Here is a 22,814-nt window from a genome sequence, read left to right on the forward strand (position 1 = left end):
TCGATTCCGATCACAGTTGTCGATCGATGCGGCTGGTGGCGAACGCGGCGCCGATGCGGCGCGGCCGCACGGGCCGGAGGCCGGTGATGCGATCCGCGGCCAGCCGGCCGGAGATCAGCACCGGCGGGATCCCCACCCCCGGCACGGTAGAGCCGCCGGCCAATACGGCATTGTCGATACCGCGGATCATGTTGGCCGGTCGGAACGGACCGGTTTGGGCGAACGTATGCGCCAGCGCGAACGGGCTCCCGGCGAGCATGCCGCGGCGCGCCCAGTCGGCGGGTGTGTCCACGCGCAGTATCTCGGCATCGCCGAAGACCGAGCCGAGACGATCCTGAGCGACCTCGAGTAGTTGCTCGGCATAGCTGGTTCCCGCCCGCTCCCAATCGATTCGGCCGCGTTCCAGGTTCGGCACCGGGGCGAGCACATACAGCAGGTCCCGTCCGGGCGGAGCCGTAGACGGATCGGTAGCCGAGGGACGGGTGACCAGCAGCGAAGGATCGCGCATCACCTGCCCGCGGACGATGATGTCGTGGAACGACTCCTCCCATGCGGCGCCGAACAGCAGATTGTGGTGCGCTATCCCGGCCGTGGGCGCGCACCCCAGATGGACGATCACCGCCGAGGGCGCGGAGGTCAGCGGCACCGGTCGACGTGGTGTGCGCGCCATCAGGCGATAGGCCTCGTGCAGTTCGGTCGTCAATACCACTGCGTCGCACGAGATTCGGTCGCCGTCGTCGGTGCGTACACCGGTGATCCGCGAGCCCGTGCGCTCCAGGGCGGTCACGGTGGTGCCATAACGGAATCGGACACCGGCCTCGGTCGCCGCGGCGGCCAGCGCCTCGGGGAGCGCACGCATCCCACCGCGCGGAAAGAACACACCGCCGACGGTGTCCATGTAGGCGATGACCGCGTAGGCGGCCTGCGCCCGGCTGGGCGCGACGCCCGCGTACAGCGATTGAAAGGTGAAGACACGCCGCAATTCCGGGTCGGGTATGTAGCGCGCGACGGCGCGATCCCAGCGGCCGAAACCACCCAAGGCGATCAGCCGCGCGAGAGCGGGGGTCACCATGGACAGCGGTGAGTCGAAGTTGGCTGCGATGAACCGGTCCATCTCCGCTCGGTACAAGCGGGTCAGCCAACGCCGCAGGCGGCGATAGCCGTCGGCCTGGTCGGCGCCGGCGAACCGGCGGATCTCCGCTTCCATCCGCGCGGCGTCGGTGTGTACCTCCAGCCTCCGGCCTCCGGCGAAATGTGCCCGATACGCCGGTTCCACCGGCACCAACTGCAAATAGTCAGCGCTGCGCGCCCCCGCGGCCGCGAAGACGCTTTCGACGATATCGGGCATGGTCAGAACCGTCGGGCCGGTGTCGAGGCGATAACCTGCCGGACCGGCCTGCCCGGCGCGGCCGCCCGGTACCGCTTCGCGTTCCACGACGATCACTTCGCGGGAGCGGCCGGCCAAATGCAGGGCCGCGGACAGTCCCGCGAGCCCGGCTCCGACGACCACCACCCGGTTGGTCGCGCCTTCGACGGTGCGCATCGAGGAAAACCTCCCGGTCAGGCGACGCGTTCGGTGCATGCGGTGGCCATGTGCTTCAGTGCGGCGTGCATCGGTGCGCTGAAATTCGCCGTGTGCAGAGCGTTTTCGGCGCAGGCGAGCAAGTCGGCGATCATCGTCTCGATCCTCTCGGGCGCCCCGGACTCGATGATCAACATCCTGGCGCGGTCGACCTCCGCGGGACCGAGCTGGACGCGATGGAGGAGCCGGGACAATTCGGTTCGGGCCGAGGGGGCCGCCATTTCGCGTGCGAGGACGACGACGCTGGTCGCGGTGCGTTCCCCGAGATCGCCGTCCGCGGGTTTGCCGGTCACGGCCTGCGACCCGAAGATGCCCAGAATGTCGTCACGCAACTGGAATGCCTCGCCGACCGCGGCGCCGTACCGGCCGAGCGCGTCCAGGACGGCCGCATCGCAGCCCGCCATCGCGGCGCCCATCTCCAACGGGCATCGCACCGTGTAGTTGCCGGACTTGACCCGCGCGATTGCCAGGACCGAGGCCAGCGCCGGCTCGGTGCGCGCGTCGTTGAGCAGATCCGCGAACTGGCCTGTCGCGAGTTCCACCCGCATCTTGTCGTAGCGCGGCCACGCGTGCGCGAGGGCGGACTCGGCGAGCCCGCTTTCGCGGAGCATCTGCTCCGCCCACACCAGGCACATGTCCCCGAGCAGGATCGCCGCGGACTCGCCGTACCTGGTGGAAGAGCCGGGCACGCCCATGCCGCGGTGCGCCCCGGCGAACCGGACATGTGCGGACGGGCCGCCGCGTCGCGTCGCGGACCGGTCCATGACGTCGTCCTGGAGCAGCGCGAACGCGTGCAGCAGTTCCAGACCGGCGGCCGCACGCAGCGCGGCCGGATCGTCCGGTCCGCCGCACAGCCAGCCGAGGTACATGAACGTCGAACGCAAGCACTTCCCGCCGGTGGCGTATTGCCGCAGAACGTCGTGCGCGCCGAGGCGATGAAGCGGCCTGGGGCATGCCCGCAGAAGGAAATCTTCCAGCTCGCCGAGTACTGCCCACCGCACCGCTTCCCGCCACTGCGAGAAGGGACCGGCTCCCAGTGCCGGGATGCCACCGACCGGTTCGTTCACTGTCGATTCGGACCACGTGATGCTCATTCCCGATTCCCTTCCACGCCTCGGGCAATTGCGCGCATGACTGAGATGCTACGCATAACGATGCACTATCGAGGCGAAAAGCAGCCCTGCAATGTCTGGAAGTCGCCCGCGAAGCCGAACCCGCCCGCGCAGGTCGGCGTCGAGGTGCCGGTAACCGTGACCGTCGCACCGGGACCGGCGATGCCGATCGACAACCCTGGGCGCGCGCCGGTGGTCGTGACCGTCGCGCCGGGTCCGACGGCGATCGCGGCCGGGCCGGACAGGTATGTCGAGTTCGAGGTCGCCACCCCGCCGTTCTGCGCGATGGCCAGGGACAGGCTGTTCGGTGCGGCGTCCGCGGTGGCGTCCGCGTCGAAGCCGTAGGCCGCCGCGGCGCCGCCCGCGCCACTGCTCGCGGAGCAGGAGGCGGTGCTGTCGGCGGTCTGCGTCGCGGCGAGGCCGGGTGCGGGGCACTCCGCGGGGGCGGCGGGGGCGGCGGGTGCGGCGAACAGCATGCCCAGCCACGCCGCGCCGACGCAGGTCGTCAGCCCCACCGATCGCGTGAGAGTGGGTCGATCCATGACGTCCTCCTTTGGTGCTCGGGCTTGCAAGGCTTCACGCTACGCCATTTTTGATGCAAAATCGATGCATCATTCGAATTCTTCCGGAAGGAGCGGGAGACATGCGGCGGATGCGGTCCCGCGATGGCTGACCAGGGGTCCGCCCGGTACGCGGTGGGCGCGGTGGCGAAGCGGCTGGGCGTTCCGGTCGCCACCCTGCGCAGCTGGAACCAGCGGTACGCGATCGGCCCGCCGAGGCATCGGCCGGGAGCGCACCGCCGCTATTCCGAATCCGACATCGCGACCTTGCGGAGGATGATCGCGCTCATCGAAGCGGGCGCCACACCGGCCGGTGCGGCACAGCAGGCGCTCGCCGAAGCTCCGCGAGTATCAGAGGGTCGCAGCGCTCTCCTGGTCGCCGCCGAACAACTGGAACCCGATGTCGCGCTGACTCTGATCATGGCTCGGCTGGCGCGCGACGGTGTGGTCGCGACGTGGAACAGGTTGTGTCGTCCGGCATTCGAGACGATCGTCGCGGCACAGGACGCCGGTCGGGGGCTGATCGAAGTGGAACATCTGTTGTCCTGGGCGGTGATCGCGGGATTGCACCGCATGTTCCCGCCGGTCCGGCGTCCGGGTTCGCAACCGCCGGTGCTCTTGGCCTGCACCGCGGGGGAGAACCACGTGCTGCCCCTGGAAGTATTGCGTGCCGCGCTGGCCGAGCGGGGCGTCGTCGCGTTGTTGCTGGGCGCGGCGGTGCCCGACTCGGCTTTGGCCGAAGCCTTGGCGCGCCATGATCGGCCCTGCGTACTCGTGCTCTGGTCGCAGCTGCCCGCGACCGCCACCGCGGGAACGCTTCGGGCAGTGCGAGAGGCGGCGGCGCGGCTGCTGGTCGCCGGGCCGGGCTGGTCCACGGTCCGGCTACCGCCCGAGGCTCCCTATGTCGCGACTCTCGAGGAGGCCTGGGAGGTTCTCGGCGAACCCGGACCCGACGGGGCGTGATCCCGGGTCACTTCCGGCCCTGCCACCGATGGCGGGTGTCCACGCTCCCACGCCGCCACGTCCGGCATCGGTGGCGTTCGATGCCGGACGTGGCAGGCGTGGGCGGCGGCGCTCGCGGTCGATACCACGGGCCGCCGCCGCGAACTCAGGCGTCGGCCGAAACCGTCTTCGCCGAGCGCACGTTCGGGAGGCCGAGATTGTCACGCAGGGTGGTCCCGGTGTACTCGGTGCGCAGTGCACCACGGTCCTGCAACAGCGGCACCACTCGGTCGACGAATTCGTCCAGGCCCCATGGCACGAGGTGCGAACCGAGAATGAAACCGTCGGACCCGTCGTTCTGAACGAAAGTGTCGATCTTCTCCGCGACCTGTGCGGGGGTTCCGACCAAGGGACCGCGCTCGAATTGGTCGATCACCACCTCGCGCAGCGAGAGCTTCTTCGTCTCGGCGACCTGGCGCAGGCGTTCGGCGGTGGCGAAGCGGTCTTGATGCACGAAGGCGCGGCCCTGGATGATCGGCGGAGCGTCGGGGTCCGGATCGATGTCGGGCACCGGCCCTTCCGGATCGTAGCCGGACAGGTCGCGGTTCCAGATCTGCTCCAGCAGAATCAACGCGGTCTGCCCGGTGACCTGCTCGTTGCGGACGGCATGGTATTTCTCGATCGCCTCGGCCTCGGTGTCCCCGAGAACGAAACTCGCCGACGGCAGAATCTTGATGTCGTCGGCCGCCCGCCCCGCCGCTACCGCGCGCGACTTGATATCGCGGTAGAAGTCCGCCGCCTCAGGCAATTTGCCGTACGGGGAGAAGATGGCGTCGGCATTGGCGGCGGCGAAGGATCGTCCTTGCGGCGACACACCGGCTTGCAGGATCACCGGCCTGCCCTGCGGGCTGCGCGGCACGGTGAAACGACCGGAGATGTCGAACTGGCTGCCGCGGAAAGCGAATGCCCCGGCATCCGGCCGAGCCAGAAACCGTCCGGCGTCCTTGTCGGCGACGATGTCGTTCGCGTCCCACGAATCCCACAGGGCGCGAACGGCATTCAGCGTCTCCTCGGCGCGGGCGTAGCGGTCGGCGGGATCGAGGAATCCGCCGCGCCGGAAGTTCTGGCCGGTGAATGCGTCGAACGAGGTCACGACGTTCCAGGCGGCGCGGCCGCCGGAGAGATGGTCCAGGCTGGCGAACTGCCGGGCCAGTTCGTAGGGCTCGTTGAAGGTGGCGTTGATGGTGCCCGCGAGCCCGAGATGCTCGGTGACCGCGGCGATCGAGGCGAGCACGGTGAATGTGTCGGGACGGCCGATGATGTCCTGATCGAAGATCTTGCCCGCGCGTTCGCGCAGGATGAGCCCTTCGGCGAGGAAGAAGAAATCGAACTTGCCGCGTTCGGCGGTGCGCGCGGTGTGTTCGAAACTGCTGAAATCGATCTGGCTGCCCGCCTCCGGATGCCACCAGGCGGTGTGATGATTGACGCCGCCGAGGTAGGCGCCCAGGATGATCTGCTTACGGGGGGTGCTCATGGTGACCTCGCTCAGGCAGTCGCGTAACGATTGGGGACGTCGGTGGGCAGGCCGAGCAGCGCGCGCAGCGAGCCGTCCGAGTAGCCGGTGCGGAACACACCGCGCCGTTGCAGCGCGGGCACGAGCCGGTCGGCCACCGCTGCCAGATCGTCGACCGCCACGCCGGGACGCAAACGGAACCCGTCGATCCCCCGCTCGCTCCAGTCGGTGAGCAGATCGGCGAGTTCGTCCGCACTTCCCGCGAAGACAGGGGCGTCGGAATCGAATTCGGCACGCGCGAGCTCGCTCAACCGGGACAGCCGCTGCGGACCCGGCTCCTCGTCGGTGTCGAGGAAGACGGTGATGTCGGCATAGACCCGCAGCGGCTCACCGGCGCGTCCCACTTGGGCCGCGGCGGACGCGACTTGCTCCAGGATCGGGCCGGGGCCTTCGTCGCGCGTGGGCGTGACGAAGACCAGATCCGCACCGCGGGCGGCGAATTCGTAGATCAGCGGACCGTGCGCCAGAGCCGCCACCACCGGCTGCCCTTGGGGCGGACGCGGCGTGATCGATGGCCCACGGACGCTGAAGAAGCGGCCCTCGAAGTCGATGTAGTGCAGCTTGTCGCGATCGATGAACCGGCGGGTGGCCACATCGCGGATCTCCGCGTCGTCTTCCCAGCTGTCCCACAATCGCCGTACCACTTCGACGGCGTCGGCGGCTTCGTCGAACAGATCATGGACGTGGCCGGGAAAGCTCCCGGAAGCGATCGCTTCCGCGATTTCGGCGGTGCTGAGGTCGCGCACCGAGCGACGTCCGAAGTGGGCCGCCTCCTCGGCCGTCCCGGACACGCGCGCCTGCCAGCCCGCCCGGCCACGCGACGTGTAATCGAGCGTGGCGATCGACTTGGAGACGTGGAAGGGTTCGGTGTGCGTGGTCGTCACGGTCGGGATGAGCCCGATGTGCCGGGTGACCGGGGCGACCCGCGCGGCGATCAGATGGGCGTCGAGCCTGGCTCGCACCTGATCGACGGCGTCGTCGGACGGTGCGTGCCGCTCACCGGGGATTCGCAGGCTGTCCTCGATGCTCACGAAATCGAGCAGTGCCCGTTCGGCCGTCGCGACCAATCCGGTCCAGTAACCGGGGCTGAACAGCTCGGCGGGCCGGGAGTTCGGCTCCCGCCATGCGGCCGGATGCCAGCCCGCCCCGTCGAGCGCGACGCCGAGGTGCAGTGGGTTCGGTGCCATCGTCTCCCGTTTCTCTCCATGCGCGAATGTCGTGGGTTGCAACGCGCGAACTCGCTCGACGGCGGCGCGAACGGGATTGCGGGGTCGTATCGACCAGCGATCGTCTCGCCCGGCGCGCCGCATCGGAAGCCGATAACACGTGGCCACGGTGGTGACTGCACAGGCACGACCGCTGTCGCGTCCGGGAGTGTCAACGATTCGGATCAGCTCGATCCGTGAGAAATACCGCGAGGGGAGGGTGGTGTGCCAATCACTGCGGCGGACGCAGTAGGTACTCGCCGGCGAGCTGGACGGCTTCGCGTGTGGTGTAGCCGGGGTGGTCGGCGACGATGAAGTGGCGGCCGATCGCGAGGGCGAAGGTCAGCGTGCTGCGCGCCTCGATCTCGTCGGGGTCGGTGACGAAGGCTCCGAACATCTTGCGCAAGAAGTCCATCCGCACGTTGTCGATGCGCCGCAGGCGCGTAGCCACGGACTCGTCGTTGCGGGCCCAAGCCCGCACCGCGAGATCGATCCGGTGCAGATCCTCGTCGAAGCTCAGCTCTCCGGCGCGGCGGATCCGGTCGACGGCGTCGCCGCCTCGCGCCTCGGCCTGGTCGAGCACCGCGGTCGAGCAGCGTCGTTCCCACTCGTCGAGCATCTCGGTCAGCAGCGCGGTACGACCGTCGAAGTACCCGTAGAACCCGCCCTTCGTCACGCCGAGCCGGGCGGCCAGCGTCTCGACGCGGACGGCGTCGGGTCCCCCGCGGGCGAGGGCTTGGAGACCGGCTTCGATCCAGCGATCTCGTGTGGTGCGGGGCGCTGCGGGAATCTGGCCACCTCCATTGATCCGGCTGATTGTATACGTTACAGTACACATCATCTGTACGGCACCGTATAAAAGTGAGGCATTGCCGTGCCGGGGCGATATGGAACAGGAAAGGTCACGATGAACGACGGAAAACGATTGCTGCGCTGGGCTGCTGCGATCATGCTCGTGCTCGGCACGGGGCATCTGGTTCTGCTCACGCTCGACTCTTGGGAGGACATCACCGGCTGGGCCGATCGCGGAGTCTGGGCGGCTGTCCCGCTCGGGCTCGGAGATGGAGGCGACGCGCAGACCGTGCAGTCGTTGCAGAACAAACTCACGTTCTGGGCCGGTCCGGGCAGCTTCGCCGTGCCGTTGATCCTGCTGGGTCTGCTGATCTGGCACCTCGCGGGCCGAGGAGTGGCCGTGCCCGCCGTGATCGGCTGGGGCTTGGCGGCCTGGTGCCTGCTGGGTGGGATCCTCCTGGAGCCGTCCCCGTTCTTCGTCGGGATCGTCGCCGGAGCGCTCGTCATCCTCGCGGCGCGGAGAAATGGCCGACCGGCGAGCGCGACGGCTTCGAGCGCGGAGATCCGAAGCTGAACGGATCGGCCAGGAAGCCGCCACGCCGCCCCGGGTTTCGATCAGCGTGAGCCGACCGGTCGCAACGGCGGGGACGGAAGTGGTCCACTCTCCGTGATCACGCATCGAAAGGAAGAGATACACACCGATGAGTTATGGCCCCTTCGATCTGACCTACGCCGCCGCCGACGACCGGTACGAGAAGGTCCCGTACCGCCGGACCGGCAACTCCGGCCTCGACCTTCCCGCCTTCTCCTTCGGCTTGTGGCAGAAGTTCGGCACCGATTACCCGTTCGCGACGCAACGCGAGATCATCCTGCACGCTTTCGATCTCGGCATCACGCATTTCGACAACGCCGACCGCTACGGTCCCCCGCATCGCGCCGCCCAGAAGAACTTCGGGGCGGTGCTCGCCAAGGACCTCGCTCCCTATCGCGACGAGCTGATCCTCTCGACCAAGGCGGGCAACCCGATCGGGCCCAGCCCTTACCTCAGGGGCGGTTCGCGCAAGTCGATCCTCACCTCGCTCGAACACAGCCTGCGCGACCTGGGCACCGAGTACGTCGACATCTTCTACCATCACAGCCCGGATCCGAGCACGCCGCTGGAGGAGACGGTCGGCGCGCTGGTCAGCGCGGTGCAACAAGGCAAGGCGCTGTACATCGGCCTGTCCAACTACGCGCCCGACCGCACCCACGAGGCCGCCGAGTTGCTCCGGAAGGCGGGCGTCCCGCTGCTGATCCACCAGGCGCGCTACTCGATCTACGACCGCCGCCCCGAACGAAACGGCCTGCTGGACACCGCCCGCCGGGACGGCTTCGGCACGATCGTCTACTCGCCGCTGGCCCAGGGCCTGTTGACCGACAAGTACCTGGAGACGATTCCCGACGGGGCGCGGGCGCGCAACAGCAGCTTCCTGTCGCCGGACGTCATCGACGAGACCTACCGGCAGCGCACCGCCGCGCTCGACAAGATCGCCCAGGCGCGCGGCCAGTCGCTCGCGCAGCTGGCGCTGCAGTGGGTGCTGCGGCGCCCCGAAGTGACCTCGGCGCTGATCGGCGCGAGTTCCACCGCGCAACTCGACCACAACATCGCGGCGTTGAACTTCCCCGCGTTCACCGACGACGAACTCGCCCTCATCGACGAGCACGGCGTGCACGGGACCGGGCTGAAACTCTGACCCCGCGCAAGCGGTTGGGACGGGGCAGCGCGGGCGCGCTGCCCCGTCTCGGTCTCGTCAATCTCGCAGCAACGGAAGCAGCTGGTTGCCTTGGCGCTCGATCTCGCGCAGATACGGGGTGTCGGAGAGCACGAAGTGCGTGATGCCGAGATCCTGGTACTTGCGCAGCGACTTGGCGACGTCTTCGGGGGAGCCGACCAGCCAGGTGGTCCCGGCGCCACCCGCGCCGAACTTCCCGGGCGTGGTGTAGAGGTTGTCGTCGAGCACCTCGCCCTTCGCGGCCAGATCCAGCAGTCGCTGCTGTCCCACGGCCGTCCGGCGATGTGGGTTCGGCACGGGGGCGTGGTGGTTGTCGGCCATCTCCGCGACCTTCGCCTCCGCCTCGGCCCAGGCCTGCTCGGTGGTGTCGCGGACGAAAGTGGTGACCCGCAGGCCGAACTCCAGTGGCGCATGCTCGCGACCGAGTTCCTCGCTCAGCGACCGCAGGCGCTCGATCCGTTCCCTGACTCCCGACAGGGGCTCGCCCCAGAAGAGCTGGACGTCGGCCTCGGTCGCCGCTACCCGCTCCGCGGCCTCCGACGCACCGCCGAAGTAGAGCTTCGGGTGGCGGCGCTCGCCGCGCGGGACGATCCTCGGCAGCGCGGTGGAATTGCTGACCTGGTAGTACTCACCCCGGTAGGTGACGTTCTCCTCCGTCCACAGCCGACGGACGAGTTGGAGGAACTCTTTCGTGCGGGCGTAACGCTCGGCCTGATCGCCCTCGGTCTCGCCGTAGGCCGCCAGATCGTCCTTGCCCGACACGATGTTCACCCGCACCCGGCCGCCGGAGAGGTGGTCGAGGGTCGCCGCGGCCGATGCGAAGTTCGCCGGACGCCAGTAGCCCGGTCTGATCGCGATCAGCGGCTCGAAACTCGTGGTCCTGGCGGCGAGAGCCGTTGCGACGGTGAGGGTGTCCGGGCGACCCCACCCGGTGCCGAGCAACGCGCCCTGCCACCCGTGCTCCTCGAGCGCCTTCGCCTGAGCGGTCAGGGTGTCGAGGCTGTTGTGGTCGGCCACGATGGTGTCGCCGCGGTGTCCCGGCGTGACCTGATTCGGGATATACCAAAGGAAACTCATCGGCGGTTATTCCTGTTCGGCGGGCGTGATCAACGGCGAATCACCCGGCTGGCGGGTCGACCAGCCTTCGGACATCGGAATTATCGACCTCTAACAAGGCCGTAGGCCGTTCACAGCCCGCGTCGTTCACCCTGGACCACCGCTCCTGACCTGCGACGATTCGCTGCGATGAGCAATAAATTCATCCAGATTCCAGCGCGGCCGATATGCCCTGCGCGATACTGATTTTCGGCGGATCACAGTCCCGGAGCGATCCTGGTGTCGACCGGGGAAGCGGCGGAATCACACCGCTGGGCGGGCGAGCGAGTGGTCGGAGCCGATCTGTGCGCGCATGTCCCGCGGCGATCCCTGCTCGCGGTCGATCGACGGGGCCGGTCGCCGTGCCCGGCGGAGCAACGGCGACCGGCCCATTGGTTATCCGACCGGAACGATCGGGGTGCCCGAGCCCGGTCCCGGCGCGGGCGGAACCAGCGCACCGGCGGGCGTATTGGTATTGGGCGCCGACTTGGCGGGCGGGGGCGCCAGCACTTGCAACGGCAGTGCCGGTGGCGGCGCGGCCGGCCCGCCGCGCGTCCCGGGTACGGGCTTGTCGTTGCCGCAAGCGGTGGCGGAGGAGGGTGATTCGCCGCAGCTCGGTCCCGGGCCGACCGGCACGATCGGCTCGGCGGAGGCGGTTGCCGCGGCGATGATCAGCGAAACCGACACGCCGATCGGCGCCATCCAGCGTCGCGGCGCTCGCCCGTGCGTCACAGCCATATCGGGTCACCGTAGACCGCGACCGAATTGTCCGCCGTCGCCGTGGATATCGACACGATCGCGAACGAGCGCAGGCTCACCGCGCCCGCGCACGCGTCGATCTTGATCTGGATCTGATCGACGGAGATCGAGCCGTGCGGTCCGGCAAGCGGTTTCGTTCCCAGCGTGATGCTGTTGATGGTGCCCGGCTTGATGGTCGTCGACATGCTCGGCAGGGCCAGCGCGCTGCCGCCGACCCCGAGGCCGGGCGAGGGGGCGACGGTCACCGTGGCGTTCGGGCCGATAGCCGCGGAGATGCCCACGGTCAGGCCGTTGGAGACGTCTATCTGGCAGCCGATCTGGTATCCCAATTGCAGCGTTCCGGAGTTCACCGCTTCCCGGCCCTCGCCGCCGATGTCGGCCGCGGCCGACAAGGTGACGAATCCTTCCCTGGTGAACGGTGTCGCGGCGAGATTGGGTACGCGCTGCACGTCTTCGGCGGTCTTGCTGATCCGCAATTCCCAGCCGTCCTCGGTGCCGACGACACGAGATTTGTCTGCCACTGGGTCAGCGGTCGCGGAGGCGGCGGTCATGCCGAATGCCGCGGTCGCGGCGATGCCGAGCATCGCCATCGTCGAGCCCTTCAATGGAATCCTTAGTCCTGTTAACAGTCGAACGCGATAGTACTGACTCCGCTGACGTGGCGGCGCGAAGGCCGCCCGCCATTGGGGTACAGCGGGTTTCGCCGATTGGGTTTCTCGTCAGCGGTGGATGTATCCCCGGGTGAGCGATGCGTCGTCCAGTCGCGGTGCGATCGATTCGCCGCCGAGCGCCTGCCGCAGGAGCGTTTGCTCGTCCTGGATGACGTGCATGACGGCATTGATCAGGGCGAGGTGGGTGAACGCCTGCGGATAGTTGCCCCAATGACGGCCGGTTCGGGGATCGATCTCCTCGGCGTAGAGGCCGAGGGGGCTGGCGTAGCCGAGCAGTTTCTCGCACAGCTGCTTGGCCTTCTTCTTCTCGCCGATCTCCGACAGCGCCGATACCAGCCAGAACGAGCAGATCGTGAAAGCGCCTTCCTCCCCGGCGCATCCGTCGTCGGTCTCGTCGACGCGGTACCGCAGGACGAGACCGTCTTCGGTCAGGTCTTCGGCGATGGCCAGCACCGTGTTGCGCACCCGCTCGTCCTCGGGTGGCAGGAAACGTACCAGTGGGATGAGCAGGGTCGAAGCGTCCAGCGAGGTGCTGCCGTAGTACTGGGTGAACACCCGCCGGGAGTCGACCGCGTGTGCGCAGATGTCGGCGTGGATCTCGTCGGCGGCCTGTTGCCACCGGTGCGCGCGGGCGAAGTCCTGGTGGATGCGGGCCAGCCGGGCGCCGCGGTCGGCGGCGACCCAGCACATAACCTTGCTCGAGGTGAAGTGCCTGGGCTGTCCGCGGACTTCCCAGATGCCGTGGTCGGGCTCGCGCCAGTAGGTGAGGGCGCTCTTGACCGCACGGCCGAGCAGCGGCCAGGCCCGCGCATCGATCTGATCTTGATGACGGCCGTAGAGATAGACCGCGTCCAGCGCGGCGCCCCACACATCGTGCTGACGTTGCCGGTAGGCCTCGTTGCCGATGCGCACCGGGCCCGCGTTGTCGTAGCCGCGCAGGTGGGGGAGGGTCTGTTCGGCGAGATCGGTCTCGCCGCCGATGCCGTAGACGATCTGCATGTCGCGGGCTTCTTCGGTCAGGTCGAGAATGTAGGAGAAGAAGTCGTTCGCCTCCCAGGTGAAACCCAGCGTGTACAGGCCCCACAAGGCGAAGGCGGAGTCGCGGATCCAGGAATAGCGGTAGTCCCAATTACGCTCACCACCAGGTGTTTCGGGTAGTGACGTGGTGGCGGCGGCAGCGACGGCCCCGGTGGGAGCGAAGGTCAATCCCTTGAGCGTGAGCGCACTGCGAGTGAGTTCGGCGGTCCAGGGATGGTCCGGAAATCGCCCGCCCGCCAGCCAGTGCCGCCAGTGGTGGATCGTGCGCAGCAGCCGCTCTTCGGCCTCCGCGACGTCGCCGGGAGCGTCACGACTGCCCCAGGCGAGCGCGCAGAACCGGGTGTCCCCCTTCTTCAACAGGGTGCGGGCGACCGCGTGCGTTCCCTCCAGACCCAAGCGCATGTCGGTGCTCAAGGTCAGTTGCAGATCGGTCCCGTCGGCGCCGGCCTGTGCGAGGTGATAACTGCCGAGGTACTCCCACCGCGCGCGATGCCTGCCGTAGTCGAAGGCCGGTTGGCAGTCGAGCCCGAACTGGATCTGCCCGGTCTCGCAGTGCACCGTGCGCAGCAGGATGTGCTCGGCGTCGTAGTCCGTCGGCGTGCGCCGGTGCGCGCTGCGGCCGGGTTTCTGGTGCCGCCACGGCCCGACCAGCAGCACATCGCGCACCGTCGCCCAGCCCTCGCCGCTGCGCCAGCTCGTCTCCATGACCATCGTGCCCGGGATGTAGCGACGATCGGTGGGCACCACGAAGTCGGCGGGAGCGAAGCGGAACGAGCCGGCGGAGCGATCGAGTATCGCGGCGAAGACGCTGGGAGAGTCCATGCGCGGCAGGCACATCCACTCGATGGCACCGCTGGGCGCGATCAAGGCGGTGACCTCGCAATCGGAGATGAACCCGTAGTCGTCGATGCGTGGGAACGCTGTGAGCCGCGGTGTGCCTTCGATCTCGTCCATGCGTTTCTCCGTCGTCGTCTCGGGGCTTACCGTCCGGGGGTCGTCCACCGGCGAGTACCTGGTGCACCGCCTTTCTTCGGGAGAACACTGTGCGCGGTATCGAGGCGTGAGTGCTGCGACGCTCCCATCAGCCCATCACCTCGTGGGCCGGATCGGCAAGCCCCGAGATCTGGCGACCGCCGTCGGCTCCGGGTGCCTCCGGGCTGACCAGCCGTCGTGCGGCGAGAACGGTGGCGGCGCGGCGTTCGGTGATGTTGTGCTGTGTGGTGCGGGTGGCGTGCATGGCCGCGGTGCGGGCGAGGTCGGTCAGCATGACGATCAAGGTGATGGGCGCGAACGCCCCGGTGATCAATCCCTGCTCTTGGCCGCGGCGGATCTCGGCGAGTTTTTCCGCGATGGTCCGGCGGATGGCGTCTTCGGCGGCGGGAATGTGGGTCTGCTCGATCTCCGCCCATGCCTGCAGCCGGGCGTTGTCCGGGTGCGCGACGTAGTGGTCGAAGAGCCGGCCGACGTAACCGGCCAGATCCGCGGCGTCGAGGGCGGTCTCGTCGGTGGTCTGGGCGACCCATTCCTCGGTGACCGCGGCGTAGAGCTCGTCTTTGCCCGCGAAGTACGCGTAGAGCCGGTCTTTGCTCGCTTTGGCCGCGTCGGCGATGCGGTTGAGTTCTGGAAACGGCGGCGGGAACGAGGATGGTTATGGGCTCTGTGGGGACTGGCTGGCGAGAACTCGTCGCGCGGGAGACCGGAGTGACCGCGGCGGAGCTGGACGCGCTGTGGGCCGGCCTGCCCACCGCGCGCGCCGAGGACATCCTCGGCGAGTGGAAGGGAGCGGCGTTCCCGACCGGGCATCCGCTGCGCAAAGCGTTGTCGGTGAGCCGCTGGTACGGCAAGACGTTCCACAGTGTGCTGGACGCCAAGCCGTTGATCTGCCGCGCCGAGGACGGATCGCTGTTCTCCGATGTCGAACTCGGCGGCGGTGGGGAAGCGACATTGTGGAACATCGAGTTCCGCGGCGAGGTCACCGCCACCATGGTCTAAGACAAGCGCCCGGTCTTCGACCACTTCAAATGGCTCGACGAGAACACGCTGATGGGCATCATGAACGGCAGGCCGGAGCTGGTGCTGGCCGACGGCGAGTACTTCTACTTCCTGCTCGAGCGGATCTGACCGATGGTGACCACCACCGCGGTGCTGTCGCGAGACCCCGCCGCGCCGTTCACCGTCGAATCCGTCGAGATCGACGCCCCCCGCGAGGACGAGAGGCGATCGATCTGCGCGATATCGTGTTGGGCGGCAAGGTGATGCGGTTGCCTCGAAGGCGACGCGGTGCCCGCGGCCTTCATCCCGCAGCTGCTGGACCTGCACGCCGCGGGACGGTTCCCCGTCGACCGTCTCGTCACGACCTACCCGCACGCCGACATCAATGTCGCGCTCGCCGACCAGCGCGCGGGCACGGTCGTCAAACCGGTCCTCACCTGGTGAGGTGACCGAAGTCAGGCGGCGGCTGCGCCTCGGCACGCACGGCGGTTCCGGCAACTGGCACCGAAAGAACGGTTTGTTTGTGGTCGCGCGTGGTACCCGGTGCACGTATCGGCTCGACAGCGCGGTCGCGCCGGTACGCGATCGGGGGATCCCCGCTGCTCGACCACCGGCCGGTTCGACAAATGTCATCAAATCGTTTGCGCCGCACGAGAACGAGGGGCCCCTAAGGTTGAATGGCGCAAAGGAATTGCATCGTGATCGAGGACGCGAACGTGCCCGGCACCGACGATGAAGACCGAGACCGGATCATCTGGCCCGAGTCGCGTTTGAGCGCATGGTGGGCGGATGTCATGGGCCACCGCTTTCCCCGAACTCAGACCACGACATCGAGTTGATCCCCGGCCGCCGGTTCGCCGGGTGCGAGTACGAGCAGCGGGGGAGATGTCCCGGTGGACTGAACTCCTCAGTGCTCACGGCACATGCGGCCTGGGGAGCGTGCGGTCCGGTTTCCATGTCCCGGCCCACGCGGAGCGGATCCGCGGACGTCCTCTGAGCTACCTCATTCCGGTATGACGGCGCACGTGCGCGTGTGCTACGCCCCGTCCGGTTGTGGCGTCCGGCGCAGCGCGAGGAGTCCGTCGATGATCTCGATCGCCGTCAGCGGAGCCGTCGCGGCGTTGTGGATCTGTGCGGCGAGACCCGCGGGGCAGCCGGGCCCCGGTCTGGCGGTCGTGGCGCACGCGGTACAGCCCGCGACGGCCTCGGCGAGATGCGCTTCGACATTGCGCACGTCGAGTGCGGTGATCAAATCGAACCCGCTCGAGAAGGGGATCGGCATGTCGATGGGTTCCTCCGGCTCAATGTCCGATCGGGTGGCACGTCGCCGCGAGTGGTCCGTCTCCGTGCCGCGCGGCGCGAATCGGCCGGAACGTCGGACGGCCGCGCGAGCAGGCGCCGACCGCTGCCGGGCCGTCGCGAGCGATGCATGGGCGAGAACTCGAGGCGCTGTCTGGTGGATGGGATCCGCTTGTGGCCGACCCCGTTGTCGGCCTGCCGACGTCGTTGTCGGGTCGGATGTCCGGTGACGTCGTTGTCGTTCGGACGAAGGAGCAGCACGTGTTTATATAGGCTCCGCATCGGTAATGTAACAGATGGATATACCTCCTGGGAACCCGTCAGCTAACTCGGATTCGCCGACCTTTTACCCTGCCTGTGCCTGCTTTCGTACGCGTGCGGCGGAGCGCGGGCTGCGGTTCGGCGACGACTACGCGTTGGGGAACTACCGACCCCGTCCGGCCTCGTGCCGGGCGGGGTCTTCCTCGTGCTCAGGCGGGAGGCGCGGACAGCAACCGGGTCCGCCGGGTCAGGGTCGCTCCGATGCCGTCGGCGGCCGCGCGAACCGATGCCGCGTGGGTCTCGGGATTGAACCGATGGGACGGGCCCGCCACGCTGATCGCGGCAACCACCTCGTCCACCTCGCGAACGGGGGCGGCCACGCAGACGATGCCGGGTGCGGATTCCTCGAATTCGAAGGCCACTCCGTCGGCGGCGATCCGATCCAGCTGGGTGCGCAACGTGCCCGGTAGGGCCATCGTCCGGGGGGTGTAGCGGCGAAGCGGCGCGGCGAGCACCTGGTCACGAAGCGCCGCGTCGGCGTTGGCCAGTAGTACTTTGCCGATGGCCGTGCAGTGCACCGGCATACGGCCCCCGATCCGCGACGGGGCGCTGGCCTGCCTGCGTCCGCCGATCTTCGTCAGATACACGACATCCGTGCCGTCGAGAATGCCCAGATGCACGGTCTCGTGGATACGCGCGTTGAGTTCCTCCAGGAATGGAATGGACACTTCGAGCAGACTCCGTTCGACCGATGCGCGCATCCCGAGCTCGAACACATAGCTTCCGAGCCGATACCCGGTGTCGTTCCGGTCCAGTAGTCGGACCGCCACCATGTCGGCGAGGACCCGGTGCAGAGTGCCCTTCGGAATGCCGGTCCGCCGTCCCAGCTCGGCCAGGCTCAACGCGGTGTCATCGATCGAGAACGCCTCGAGCACGGCCATGATCTTGCCGAGCACGGTCGAACCGTCTATCGCACGACCAGCGAACGCGGATGACACGGTCGACCTCCAACCTCCGGACCCGCTCACTCTACCGCGGCGGCGTTCGGCTCAGTGGAACGCAATGCTGGCGGATGCGTCCCACCTGCGGCGACAGTGAGAGCACTGTTTCACCCCCTCACGAGATCCGGGACTTCCGATGCCAACACCCCCAGGCCTTGACCGACGCTCCGTGGCTGCCGACGCTGCCACGATCGCCGCCGCCGACCTGCTCAGCGCGGCCGCCCGCTCCGGCACCCCGTGCGGACCGGTCCGCGATCTGATCGGTGCCGACGACGTGACCGCCGCGTACGCGGTGCAGGAACTGCTGACCGCCGAGCGCATCGCTGCGGGCGCCGAGGTGGTCGGCCGCAAGATCGGCTTGACCTCCCCGGCGGTGCAGCGGCAGCTCGGTGTCGATCAACCGGACTTCGGAGTGTTGTTCGACGACATGTACTACGGGCAGGACACACCCGTGCCGCTGAGCCGGTTGTTGCAGCCGAAGGTCGAAGCCGAGATCGCGTTCGTGCTCGGCGCGGACCTGGCGGATGGGCCGCTCGATGACGAGCAGGTCCGCGGCGCGGTCGACTACGCCGTGGCCGCGCTCGAGATCGTCGACAGCCGCATCGCCGGTTGGGACATCACCTTCGGTGACACCGTCGCCGACAACGCTTCGAGCGGTTTGTACGTGCTCGGCGCCGAACGCCGCACCCTCGATTCCTTCGAGCCCGTCACGGCACAGATGCGGATGTCGATCGACGGTGTCGAGGTGTCGACGGGAAACGGCGCGGCTTGCCTCGGCGATCCGCTGCACGCACTGGCCTGGCTGGCGCGGACCACTCGCGAGTTCGGCAGGCCACTGCGCGCCGGGCAGACAGTGCTCTCCGGAGCGCTCGGACCGATGGCGCCGATCGAGGCCCCTGGAATCGTCACCGCGGACATCACCGGTCTCGGATCGGTGACCGCGACCTTCATTCGGGAGTGAAACCATGAACGACAGCCCCGCCAAGCTCAAAGTCGCGGTGATCGGATCGGGCAATATCGGCACCGATCTGATGATCAAAGTTATCCGGCACTCGACCGTCCTGGAGATGGGCGCGATGGTCGGCATCGACCCGGAATCCGACGGTCTGGCCCGCGCGCGCAGACTCGGCGTGCCCACCACGTCCGACGGCGTGCAAGGCCTGCTGGAACTGCCGAACTTCGGCGAGATCGACGTGGTCTTCGACGCGACTTCCGCCAAAGCCCACGCCGCCCACGCCGCGGTGCTCGAACCGCTCGGCAAACGCATGATCGATCTGACACCCGCCGCGCTCGGCCCGTTCGTCGTCCCGGCGGTGAACCTGGACGCGCATCGCCACGCGCCCAACGTCAACATGGTGACCTGCGGCGGGCAGGCCACCATCCCGATCGTCGCCGCCATCTCGCGCGTGGCGCCGGTCGCCTACGCCGAGATCGTCGCGTCCATCGCCTCGAAGTCGGCGGGGCCGGGCACGCGGGCCAATATCGACGAGTTCACCGAAACCACCGCGCACGCGATCGAAACGGTCGGCGGCGCGCGGCGCGGGAAAGCCATCATCATCCTCAATCCGGCGGACCCGCCGCTGATCATGCGCGACACGGTGCTGTGCCTGGTCACCGCCCCGGATCCCGGCACCCATGAGGCGATTCGCGAATCGGTGGAGCAGATGATCGCGCACGTGGCCACCTACGTCCCCGGCTACCGCCTCAAGCAGCAAGTCCAGATCACCGCCGTCCCGCAGGACCAACCGGTGCACACCCTGCTCGGCCCGGACACGGCGACCGCGCCCACCCATCAGGTGACGGTGTTCCTCGAGGTCGAAGGCGCCGCCCACTACCTCCCGGCGTACGCGGGAAATCTGGACATCATGACCTCGGCGGCCGTGCGCTACGCCGAATCCATCGCCGACACGATCGCCGCGGCGCCGGCGGGACAGGAAGCGCTCCGATGACCACCCAACTGTTCATCCAAGACGTCACACTCCGCGACGGCATGCACGCCGTGCGCCACCGCATCACTCCGGACGACGTCGGCCGGATCGTGGCGGCGCTCGACGCGGCCGGTGTCGACGGCATCGAAGTAGCCCACGGCGACGGTCTCGCCGGAGGCAGCCTGAACTACGGCCCGGGAAGCAACACCGACTGGGAATGGATCGAAGCCGCCGCGGACAATCTCACGCACGCCCGGCTGACCTCGCTGCTGCTGCCCGGCATCGGCACCATCGAAGAACTGAAGCACGCTTACCGGCTCGGTGTGCGCTCGGTGCGCGTAGCCACCCACTGCACCGAAGCCGACGTGTCCGCCCAGCACATCGCCACCGCACGGGAACTCGGGATGGACGTCTCCGGATTCCTGATGATGTCGCACATGGCCGAACCGGCTCGCCTGGCCGAACAGGCGAAACTGATGGAATCGTATGGGGCGCACTGCGTGTATGTCACCGATTCCGGCGGCCGGCTGACCATGAACGGAGTCCGTGACCGGGTCCGCGCCTATCGCGAGGTGCTGGACCCCGGCACCGAGATCGGGATCCACGCGCACGAGAATCTCTCGCTGTCGGTGGCCAATTCCGTCGTGGCGGTGGAAGAAGGCGTCACCCGGGTCGACGCCTCGCTCGCCGGGCACGGCGCCGGAGCGGGCAACTGCCCGATCGAGCCTTTCGTCGCCGTCGCCGACCTGCACGGCTGGAAGCACAACTGCGATCTGTTCGCGCTACAGGACGCCGCCGACGACTTGGTGCGGCCCCTGCAGGATCGCCCGGTCCGCGTGGACCGCGAAACACTCACGCTCGGCTACGCCGGGGTCTACTCGTCCTTCCTGCGGCACGCCGAAACCGCCTCGCGGCGTTACGGCATCGACGTGCGCACGATCCTGCTCGAGGTGGGCCGTCGCGGGTTGGTCGGCGGGCAGGAGGACCTCATCGTCGACATCGCGCTCGACTTGGTCGCCGAATCCTCCGGCGCCACCGCCTGAACGGCATCGAGCTCGCCGACGGTGATCAAATGATCGACGTCACAGATCCTCTGTGATGTGTTCGGGACCAGCTGCTTTGCCGCGCCGGTGCGGCTTCCCCCACCTGGATCCCGGCCATACCGCCCATGGATTCCGAAGCCGCGTGCCCTCTTCGTCTCGTCGATCCTCTGCGAGCTCCGACGGTCCTTCCGCGGCTTCGGCTGCCGCACAACGACATTCCGGTCCCGCCGCGGCAGCGCCACCGCCGCGGCGGGACCGCCGTCGTCGCCGGCCGCGAGAGGCCCTCACACGGTTGCGTTGTGTGCGTGCGAGACTCGGGGCGATGCTCACTTACTTTCAAGCGACAGTCATCGGGGCGGTGCAAGGTGTCACCGAACTGTTCCCGATTTCCAGCCTGGGGCACTCCGTGTTGGTCGCGGCATGGCTCGGAGGCGACTGGGAGAAGTTGACCGGCGAGGGCGAGTCCAGCGCGGGCACACCGTATCTGGCGTTCGTGGTGGCGCTGCACGTGGCGACGGCGGTGGCGCTGCTCGGCTACTACTGGCGCGACTGGTGCGTCATCGTGGCGGGCTTTTTCACCACGCTGCGCACCGGGCGCCTCGACACCATCCCCCAGCGGCTGGCCTGGTCGATCGTCGTCGCCACCATTCCGGTCGGTGTGCTCGGCTTCCTGCTGGAACATCCGCTGCACGCGCTGTTCGGGACGCCTTTCTACGCCGGTATCTTTCTCGCGCTCAACGGCATCGTGCTGATCGTCGGTGAGGGATTGCGCCGGCGGAACGAGCCGTCGCTGGCCGAATACGGGCGGCGGTTCGCTCGGCGGGAAGCCCGCAGAGGCACCCTCACGGCCGAGGCGGAGACTCGGCGCCAATCCGACCGGCCGCTGGCCGCCCTCGGGACAGCGGACGCTCTCGGCATCGGCTTCGCTCAGGTCGGCGCGCTGCTGACCGGCTTCAGCCGTGCGGGCCTGACCATGGTCGGCGGCCTGTCGCGGGGTCTCGCGCACGAGCACGCGGCGAAATTCGCCTTCCTGCTGGCCACTCCGGCGATCCTCGGCGCGGGAGTCCTGGAACTACCGGAACTGGTCGGCCCGCAAACCGAAGGCATCCGTGGACCGGTGTTGTTCGGAGCCATCGTCTCCGGGGTGTCGTCGTGGCTGGCAGTACGGTTCCTGGAGCGCTACTTCCAGACCCGGACCCTACTGCCGTTCGCCATGTACTGCATCGTCGCAGGCACCCTCTCGGTCGTCCACTTCAGTTGAGCTCTGCTCGGCCGAAGTCGCCGATCCGGCTCCGGCGCGGCCGGAACGATCAACCGGTCACGCATTCGTCGGCCTGCACCTCCTCGTCGGTGTCCAGGACGACCGCCGCGCCGACCATCCCGGCGGCGACCAGTTCGATGACAACGGCGGAGGATCTCGGTTCGCCGCGGTAGGGGATCTCGGACTCGTAGGTGAGTTCGTCCCGGTCGCGCAGTTGCGCGGCCGCGATGGCGAGATCGTCGTAGCTGAGGGTCTGGTCCCCGACGAAGGCCGGGTCGGTGCCGGTCAGTGCCCGGGTGCGGTGCGCGTAGGTGACCGGGCGGGGTGATTCGGCGGCGATCTCGGCGATGACGGCGGGGTCGTCGAGGGCGAGCCAGTCGAGGGTGCCGGTGGGTGGATCGCCCAGGGTGAGGCCGATTTTGGCCTCGAGGTCGTCGGGCAGTGCGGTGTCGGGGACGACGGCGGCGCCTGTTTTGAGGACGGCCCAGGTCGCGATGACCGCTTCCATGCCGCGATCCAGACGCAGTGCCACGCCCGCGCCGGGGCCGCAGCCCCGAGCGATGAGTACCCGCGCCAAACGCGACGAGCGGGTCTCCAGATCGTGGTAGGACAGCTCGTCGTCGCCGGACAGGATGGCGGGGGCGTCCGGATCGTCCTCGACAGCGGCCACGAGTGTTTGGGCGAGTGTGGTGCCCGCGGTCGCCGCCGAGTTCGGCGGCGGGGTGGGAACGCTTCTGGCCGTGCCCATTTCCCGTTCGGTTCGGTCGAGGATGTCGATGTCGCCGATGGGGGTGTGGGGGTTGGTGGCGATGGTGGTGAGGATGCGTTCGAGTCGGTGGCCGAGGGTGTGGATGGTGGTTTCGTCGAAGAGGTCGGTGGCGTAGGTGAAGATGGTGTCGAGTTCGGCGGGGGTGCCGTCGTCGTGGTG

At 68.3% G+C, this 22,814-nt stretch carries 22 protein-coding genes and 2 pseudogenes; 10 read left to right on the top strand and 14 right to left on the bottom strand.

What is annotated here, in order from left to right:
- Positions 1-10 precede the first annotated feature (10 nt).
- The 3 genes from crtI to ABZ824_RS26200 all read right to left on the bottom strand — a co-directional run bounded on the left by crtI (position 11) and on the right by ABZ824_RS26200 (position 3,236).
- Positions 11-1,543, bottom strand: a complete 1,533-nt coding sequence (crtI, locus tag ABZ824_RS26190; protein ID WP_356965911.1) for a phytoene desaturase family protein — start codon at positions 1,541-1,543, stop codon at positions 11-13.
- A 17-nt stretch (positions 1,544-1,560) separates the two neighbouring features.
- On the bottom strand, positions 1,561-2,670 hold the full coding sequence (locus tag ABZ824_RS26195) for a polyprenyl synthetase family protein (RefSeq protein WP_356965960.1): 1,110 nt from the start codon (positions 2,668-2,670) through the stop codon (positions 1,561-1,563).
- A 71-nt stretch (positions 2,671-2,741) separates the two neighbouring features.
- Positions 2,742-3,236: a DUF6764 family protein gene (locus ABZ824_RS26200; protein ID WP_356965913.1), complete on the bottom strand. Its 495-nt coding sequence runs from the start codon at positions 3,234-3,236 to the stop codon at positions 2,742-2,744.
- Positions 3,237-3,359: 123 nt separating this feature from the next.
- On the opposite strand from ABZ824_RS26200, the gene ABZ824_RS26205 reads away from it, so the two are divergent.
- On the top strand, positions 3,360-4,217 hold the full coding sequence (locus ABZ824_RS26205; protein WP_356965915.1) for a MerR family transcriptional regulator: 858 nt from the start codon (positions 3,360-3,362) through the stop codon (positions 4,215-4,217).
- 145 nt (positions 4,218-4,362) lie between these two features.
- Here ABZ824_RS26205 and ABZ824_RS26210 read toward each other — a convergent pair whose 3' ends face one another.
- The 3 genes from ABZ824_RS26210 to ABZ824_RS26220 form a co-directional block, all read right to left on the bottom strand.
- Positions 4,363-5,730 (bottom strand): NtaA/DmoA family FMN-dependent monooxygenase, encoded by a 1,368-nt coding sequence (locus ABZ824_RS26210; protein WP_356965917.1) that lies wholly within the window; start codon positions 5,728-5,730, stop codon positions 4,363-4,365.
- 11 nt (positions 5,731-5,741) lie between these two features.
- The gene (locus ABZ824_RS26215; RefSeq protein ID WP_356965919.1) at positions 5,742-6,956 is read right to left on the bottom strand and encodes an LLM class flavin-dependent oxidoreductase; all 1,215 of its coding nucleotides are present in this window, start codon (positions 6,954-6,956) and stop codon (positions 5,742-5,744) included.
- Between the two features lie 250 nt (positions 6,957-7,206).
- Positions 7,207-7,815, bottom strand: coding sequence for a TetR/AcrR family transcriptional regulator (locus ABZ824_RS26220; protein ID WP_356965921.1), 609 nt, complete (start codon positions 7,813-7,815; stop codon positions 7,207-7,209).
- A gap of 66 nt (positions 7,816-7,881) precedes the next feature.
- On the opposite strand from ABZ824_RS26220, the gene ABZ824_RS26225 reads away from it, so the two are divergent.
- Together ABZ824_RS26225 and ABZ824_RS26230 are read left to right on the top strand one after the other, a co-directional pair.
- Positions 7,882-8,340, top strand: a complete 459-nt coding sequence (locus tag ABZ824_RS26225; protein WP_356965923.1) for a DUF6463 family protein — start codon at positions 7,882-7,884, stop codon at positions 8,338-8,340.
- A gap of 127 nt (positions 8,341-8,467) precedes the next feature.
- Positions 8,468-9,499 (top strand): aldo/keto reductase, encoded by a 1,032-nt coding sequence (locus tag ABZ824_RS26230; protein WP_356965925.1) that lies wholly within the window; start codon positions 8,468-8,470, stop codon positions 9,497-9,499.
- 57 nt (positions 9,500-9,556) lie between these two features.
- Here the strand turns inward: ABZ824_RS26230 and ABZ824_RS26235 are convergent, their stop codons facing one another.
- From ABZ824_RS26235 to ABZ824_RS26255, 5 genes are all read right to left on the bottom strand, one after another.
- Positions 9,557-10,615, bottom strand: a complete 1,059-nt coding sequence (locus ABZ824_RS26235; RefSeq protein WP_356965927.1) for an LLM class flavin-dependent oxidoreductase — start codon at positions 10,613-10,615, stop codon at positions 9,557-9,559.
- Between the two features lie 414 nt (positions 10,616-11,029).
- Positions 11,030-11,371 carry a hypothetical protein gene (locus ABZ824_RS26240; RefSeq protein WP_356965929.1) on the bottom strand — a complete coding sequence of 114 codons (342 nt, stop codon included), beginning with the start codon at positions 11,369-11,371 and terminating at the stop codon, positions 11,030-11,032.
- Positions 11,362-11,997: an MspA family porin gene (locus ABZ824_RS26245; protein ID WP_356965930.1), complete on the bottom strand. Its 636-nt coding sequence runs from the start codon at positions 11,995-11,997 to the stop codon at positions 11,362-11,364. The genes ABZ824_RS26240 and ABZ824_RS26245 overlap by 10 nt, the downstream gene beginning before the upstream one ends.
- A 114-nt stretch (positions 11,998-12,111) precedes the next feature.
- Positions 12,112-14,055: a glycoside hydrolase family 15 protein gene (locus tag ABZ824_RS26250; protein WP_356965932.1), complete on the bottom strand. Its 1,944-nt coding sequence runs from the start codon at positions 14,053-14,055 to the stop codon at positions 12,112-12,114.
- A gap of 127 nt (positions 14,056-14,182) precedes the next feature.
- Positions 14,183-14,710: a TetR/AcrR family transcriptional regulator gene (locus ABZ824_RS26255; RefSeq protein WP_356965962.1), complete on the bottom strand. Its 528-nt coding sequence runs from the start codon at positions 14,708-14,710 to the stop codon at positions 14,183-14,185.
- 41 nt (positions 14,711-14,751) lie between these two features.
- Here ABZ824_RS26255 and ABZ824_RS26260 point away from each other — a divergent pair.
- The 3 genes and pseudogenes from ABZ824_RS26260 (at position 14,752) to ABZ824_RS26270 (ending at position 15,932) form a co-directional block, all read left to right on the top strand.
- Positions 14,752-15,222, top strand: a pseudogene (locus ABZ824_RS26260) (DUF4334 domain-containing protein).
- A gap of 98 nt (positions 15,223-15,320) precedes the next feature.
- Positions 15,321-15,537 (top strand): annotated as a pseudogene (locus ABZ824_RS26265) (NAD(P)-dependent alcohol dehydrogenase); the annotation flags it as partial.
- 254 nt (positions 15,538-15,791) lie between these two features.
- Positions 15,792-15,932, top strand: coding sequence for a hypothetical protein (locus ABZ824_RS26270; RefSeq protein ID WP_355075525.1), 141 nt, complete (start codon positions 15,792-15,794; stop codon positions 15,930-15,932).
- A 197-nt stretch (positions 15,933-16,129) separates the two neighbouring features.
- Here ABZ824_RS26270 and ABZ824_RS26275 read toward each other — a convergent pair whose 3' ends face one another.
- Positions 16,130-16,375: a hypothetical protein gene (locus tag ABZ824_RS26275; RefSeq protein WP_356965934.1), complete on the bottom strand. Its 246-nt coding sequence runs from the start codon at positions 16,373-16,375 to the stop codon at positions 16,130-16,132.
- Between the two features lie 487 nt (positions 16,376-16,862).
- On the bottom strand, positions 16,863-17,594 hold the full coding sequence (locus ABZ824_RS26280) for an IclR family transcriptional regulator (RefSeq protein WP_356965964.1): 732 nt from the start codon (positions 17,592-17,594) through the stop codon (positions 16,863-16,865).
- A 196-nt stretch (positions 17,595-17,790) separates the two neighbouring features.
- On the opposite strand from ABZ824_RS26280, the gene ABZ824_RS26285 reads away from it, so the two are divergent.
- The 4 genes from ABZ824_RS26285 (at position 17,791) to ABZ824_RS26300 (ending at position 21,886) form a co-directional block, all read left to right on the top strand.
- Positions 17,791-18,615 (top strand): fumarylacetoacetate hydrolase family protein, encoded by an 825-nt coding sequence (locus ABZ824_RS26285; protein WP_356965936.1) that lies wholly within the window; start codon positions 17,791-17,793, stop codon positions 18,613-18,615.
- A gap of 4 nt (positions 18,616-18,619) precedes the next feature.
- Positions 18,620-19,603, top strand: a complete 984-nt coding sequence (locus tag ABZ824_RS26290; RefSeq protein ID WP_356965937.1) for an acetaldehyde dehydrogenase (acetylating) — start codon at positions 18,620-18,622, stop codon at positions 19,601-19,603.
- On the top strand, positions 19,600-20,625 hold the full coding sequence (gene dmpG, locus ABZ824_RS26295) for a 4-hydroxy-2-oxovalerate aldolase (protein ID WP_356965940.1): 1,026 nt from the start codon (positions 19,600-19,602) through the stop codon (positions 20,623-20,625). The genes ABZ824_RS26290 and dmpG overlap by 4 nt, the downstream gene beginning before the upstream one ends.
- A gap of 322 nt (positions 20,626-20,947) precedes the next feature.
- Positions 20,948-21,886, top strand: coding sequence for an undecaprenyl-diphosphate phosphatase (locus ABZ824_RS26300; protein ID WP_356965942.1), 939 nt, complete (start codon positions 20,948-20,950; stop codon positions 21,884-21,886).
- Between the two features lie 49 nt (positions 21,887-21,935).
- On the opposite strand, the gene ABZ824_RS26305 is transcribed toward ABZ824_RS26300, so the two are convergent.
- Positions 21,936-22,814 (bottom strand): AMP-binding protein (locus ABZ824_RS26305; protein ID WP_356965944.1); only part of this gene is annotated, 879 nt, incomplete at its 5' end.

It is taken from the genome of Nocardia sp. NPDC047038, from assembly GCF_040644075.1.
GTDB lineage: Bacteria > Actinomycetota > Actinomycetes > Mycobacteriales > Mycobacteriaceae > Nocardia > Nocardia sichangensis.

What these genes read in the sequence shown, in the direction of transcription:
- crtI (WP_356965911.1), bottom strand. Translation starts at nt 1,543, where the DNA reads ATGCGCACCGTCGAAGGCGCGACCAACCGGGTGGTGGTCGTCGGAGCC.
- ABZ824_RS26200 (WP_356965913.1), bottom strand. Translation starts at nt 3,236, where the DNA reads ATGGATCGACCCACTCTCACGCGATCGGTGGGGCTGACGACCTGCGTC.
- ABZ824_RS26205 (WP_356965915.1), top strand. Translation starts at nt 3,360, where the DNA reads ATGGCTGACCAGGGGTCCGCCCGGTACGCGGTGGGCGCGGTGGCGAAG.
- ABZ824_RS26210 (WP_356965917.1), bottom strand. Translation starts at nt 5,730, where the DNA reads ATGAGCACCCCCCGTAAGCAGATCATCCTGGGCGCCTACCTCGGCGGC.
- ABZ824_RS26215 (WP_356965919.1), bottom strand. Translation starts at nt 6,956, where the DNA reads ATGGCACCGAACCCACTGCACCTCGGCGTCGCGCTCGACGGGGCGGGC.
- ABZ824_RS26220 (WP_356965921.1), bottom strand. Translation starts at nt 7,815, where the DNA reads ATGATGTGTACTGTAACGTATACAATCAGCCGGATCAATGGAGGTGGC.
- ABZ824_RS26225 (WP_356965923.1), top strand. Translation starts at nt 7,882, where the DNA reads ATGAACGACGGAAAACGATTGCTGCGCTGGGCTGCTGCGATCATGCTC.
- ABZ824_RS26230 (WP_356965925.1), top strand. Translation starts at nt 8,468, where the DNA reads ATGAGTTATGGCCCCTTCGATCTGACCTACGCCGCCGCCGACGACCGG.
- ABZ824_RS26235 (WP_356965927.1), bottom strand. Translation starts at nt 10,615, where the DNA reads ATGAGTTTCCTTTGGTATATCCCGAATCAGGTCACGCCGGGACACCGC.
- ABZ824_RS26240 (WP_356965929.1), bottom strand. Translation starts at nt 11,371, where the DNA reads ATGGCTGTGACGCACGGGCGAGCGCCGCGACGCTGGATGGCGCCGATC.
- ABZ824_RS26250 (WP_356965932.1), bottom strand. Translation starts at nt 14,055, where the DNA reads ATGGACGAGATCGAAGGCACACCGCGGCTCACAGCGTTCCCACGCATC.
- ABZ824_RS26275 (WP_356965934.1), bottom strand. Translation starts at nt 16,375, where the DNA reads ATGCCGATCCCCTTCTCGAGCGGGTTCGATTTGATCACCGCACTCGAC.
- ABZ824_RS26280 (WP_356965964.1), bottom strand. Translation starts at nt 17,594, where the DNA reads ATGGCCGTGCTCGAGGCGTTCTCGATCGATGACACCGCGTTGAGCCTG.
- ABZ824_RS26285 (WP_356965936.1), top strand. Translation starts at nt 17,791, where the DNA reads ATGCCAACACCCCCAGGCCTTGACCGACGCTCCGTGGCTGCCGACGCT.
- ABZ824_RS26290 (WP_356965937.1), top strand. Translation starts at nt 18,620, where the DNA reads ATGAACGACAGCCCCGCCAAGCTCAAAGTCGCGGTGATCGGATCGGGC.
- dmpG (WP_356965940.1), top strand. Translation starts at nt 19,600, where the DNA reads ATGACCACCCAACTGTTCATCCAAGACGTCACACTCCGCGACGGCATG.
- ABZ824_RS26300 (WP_356965942.1), top strand. Translation starts at nt 20,948, where the DNA reads ATGCTCACTTACTTTCAAGCGACAGTCATCGGGGCGGTGCAAGGTGTC.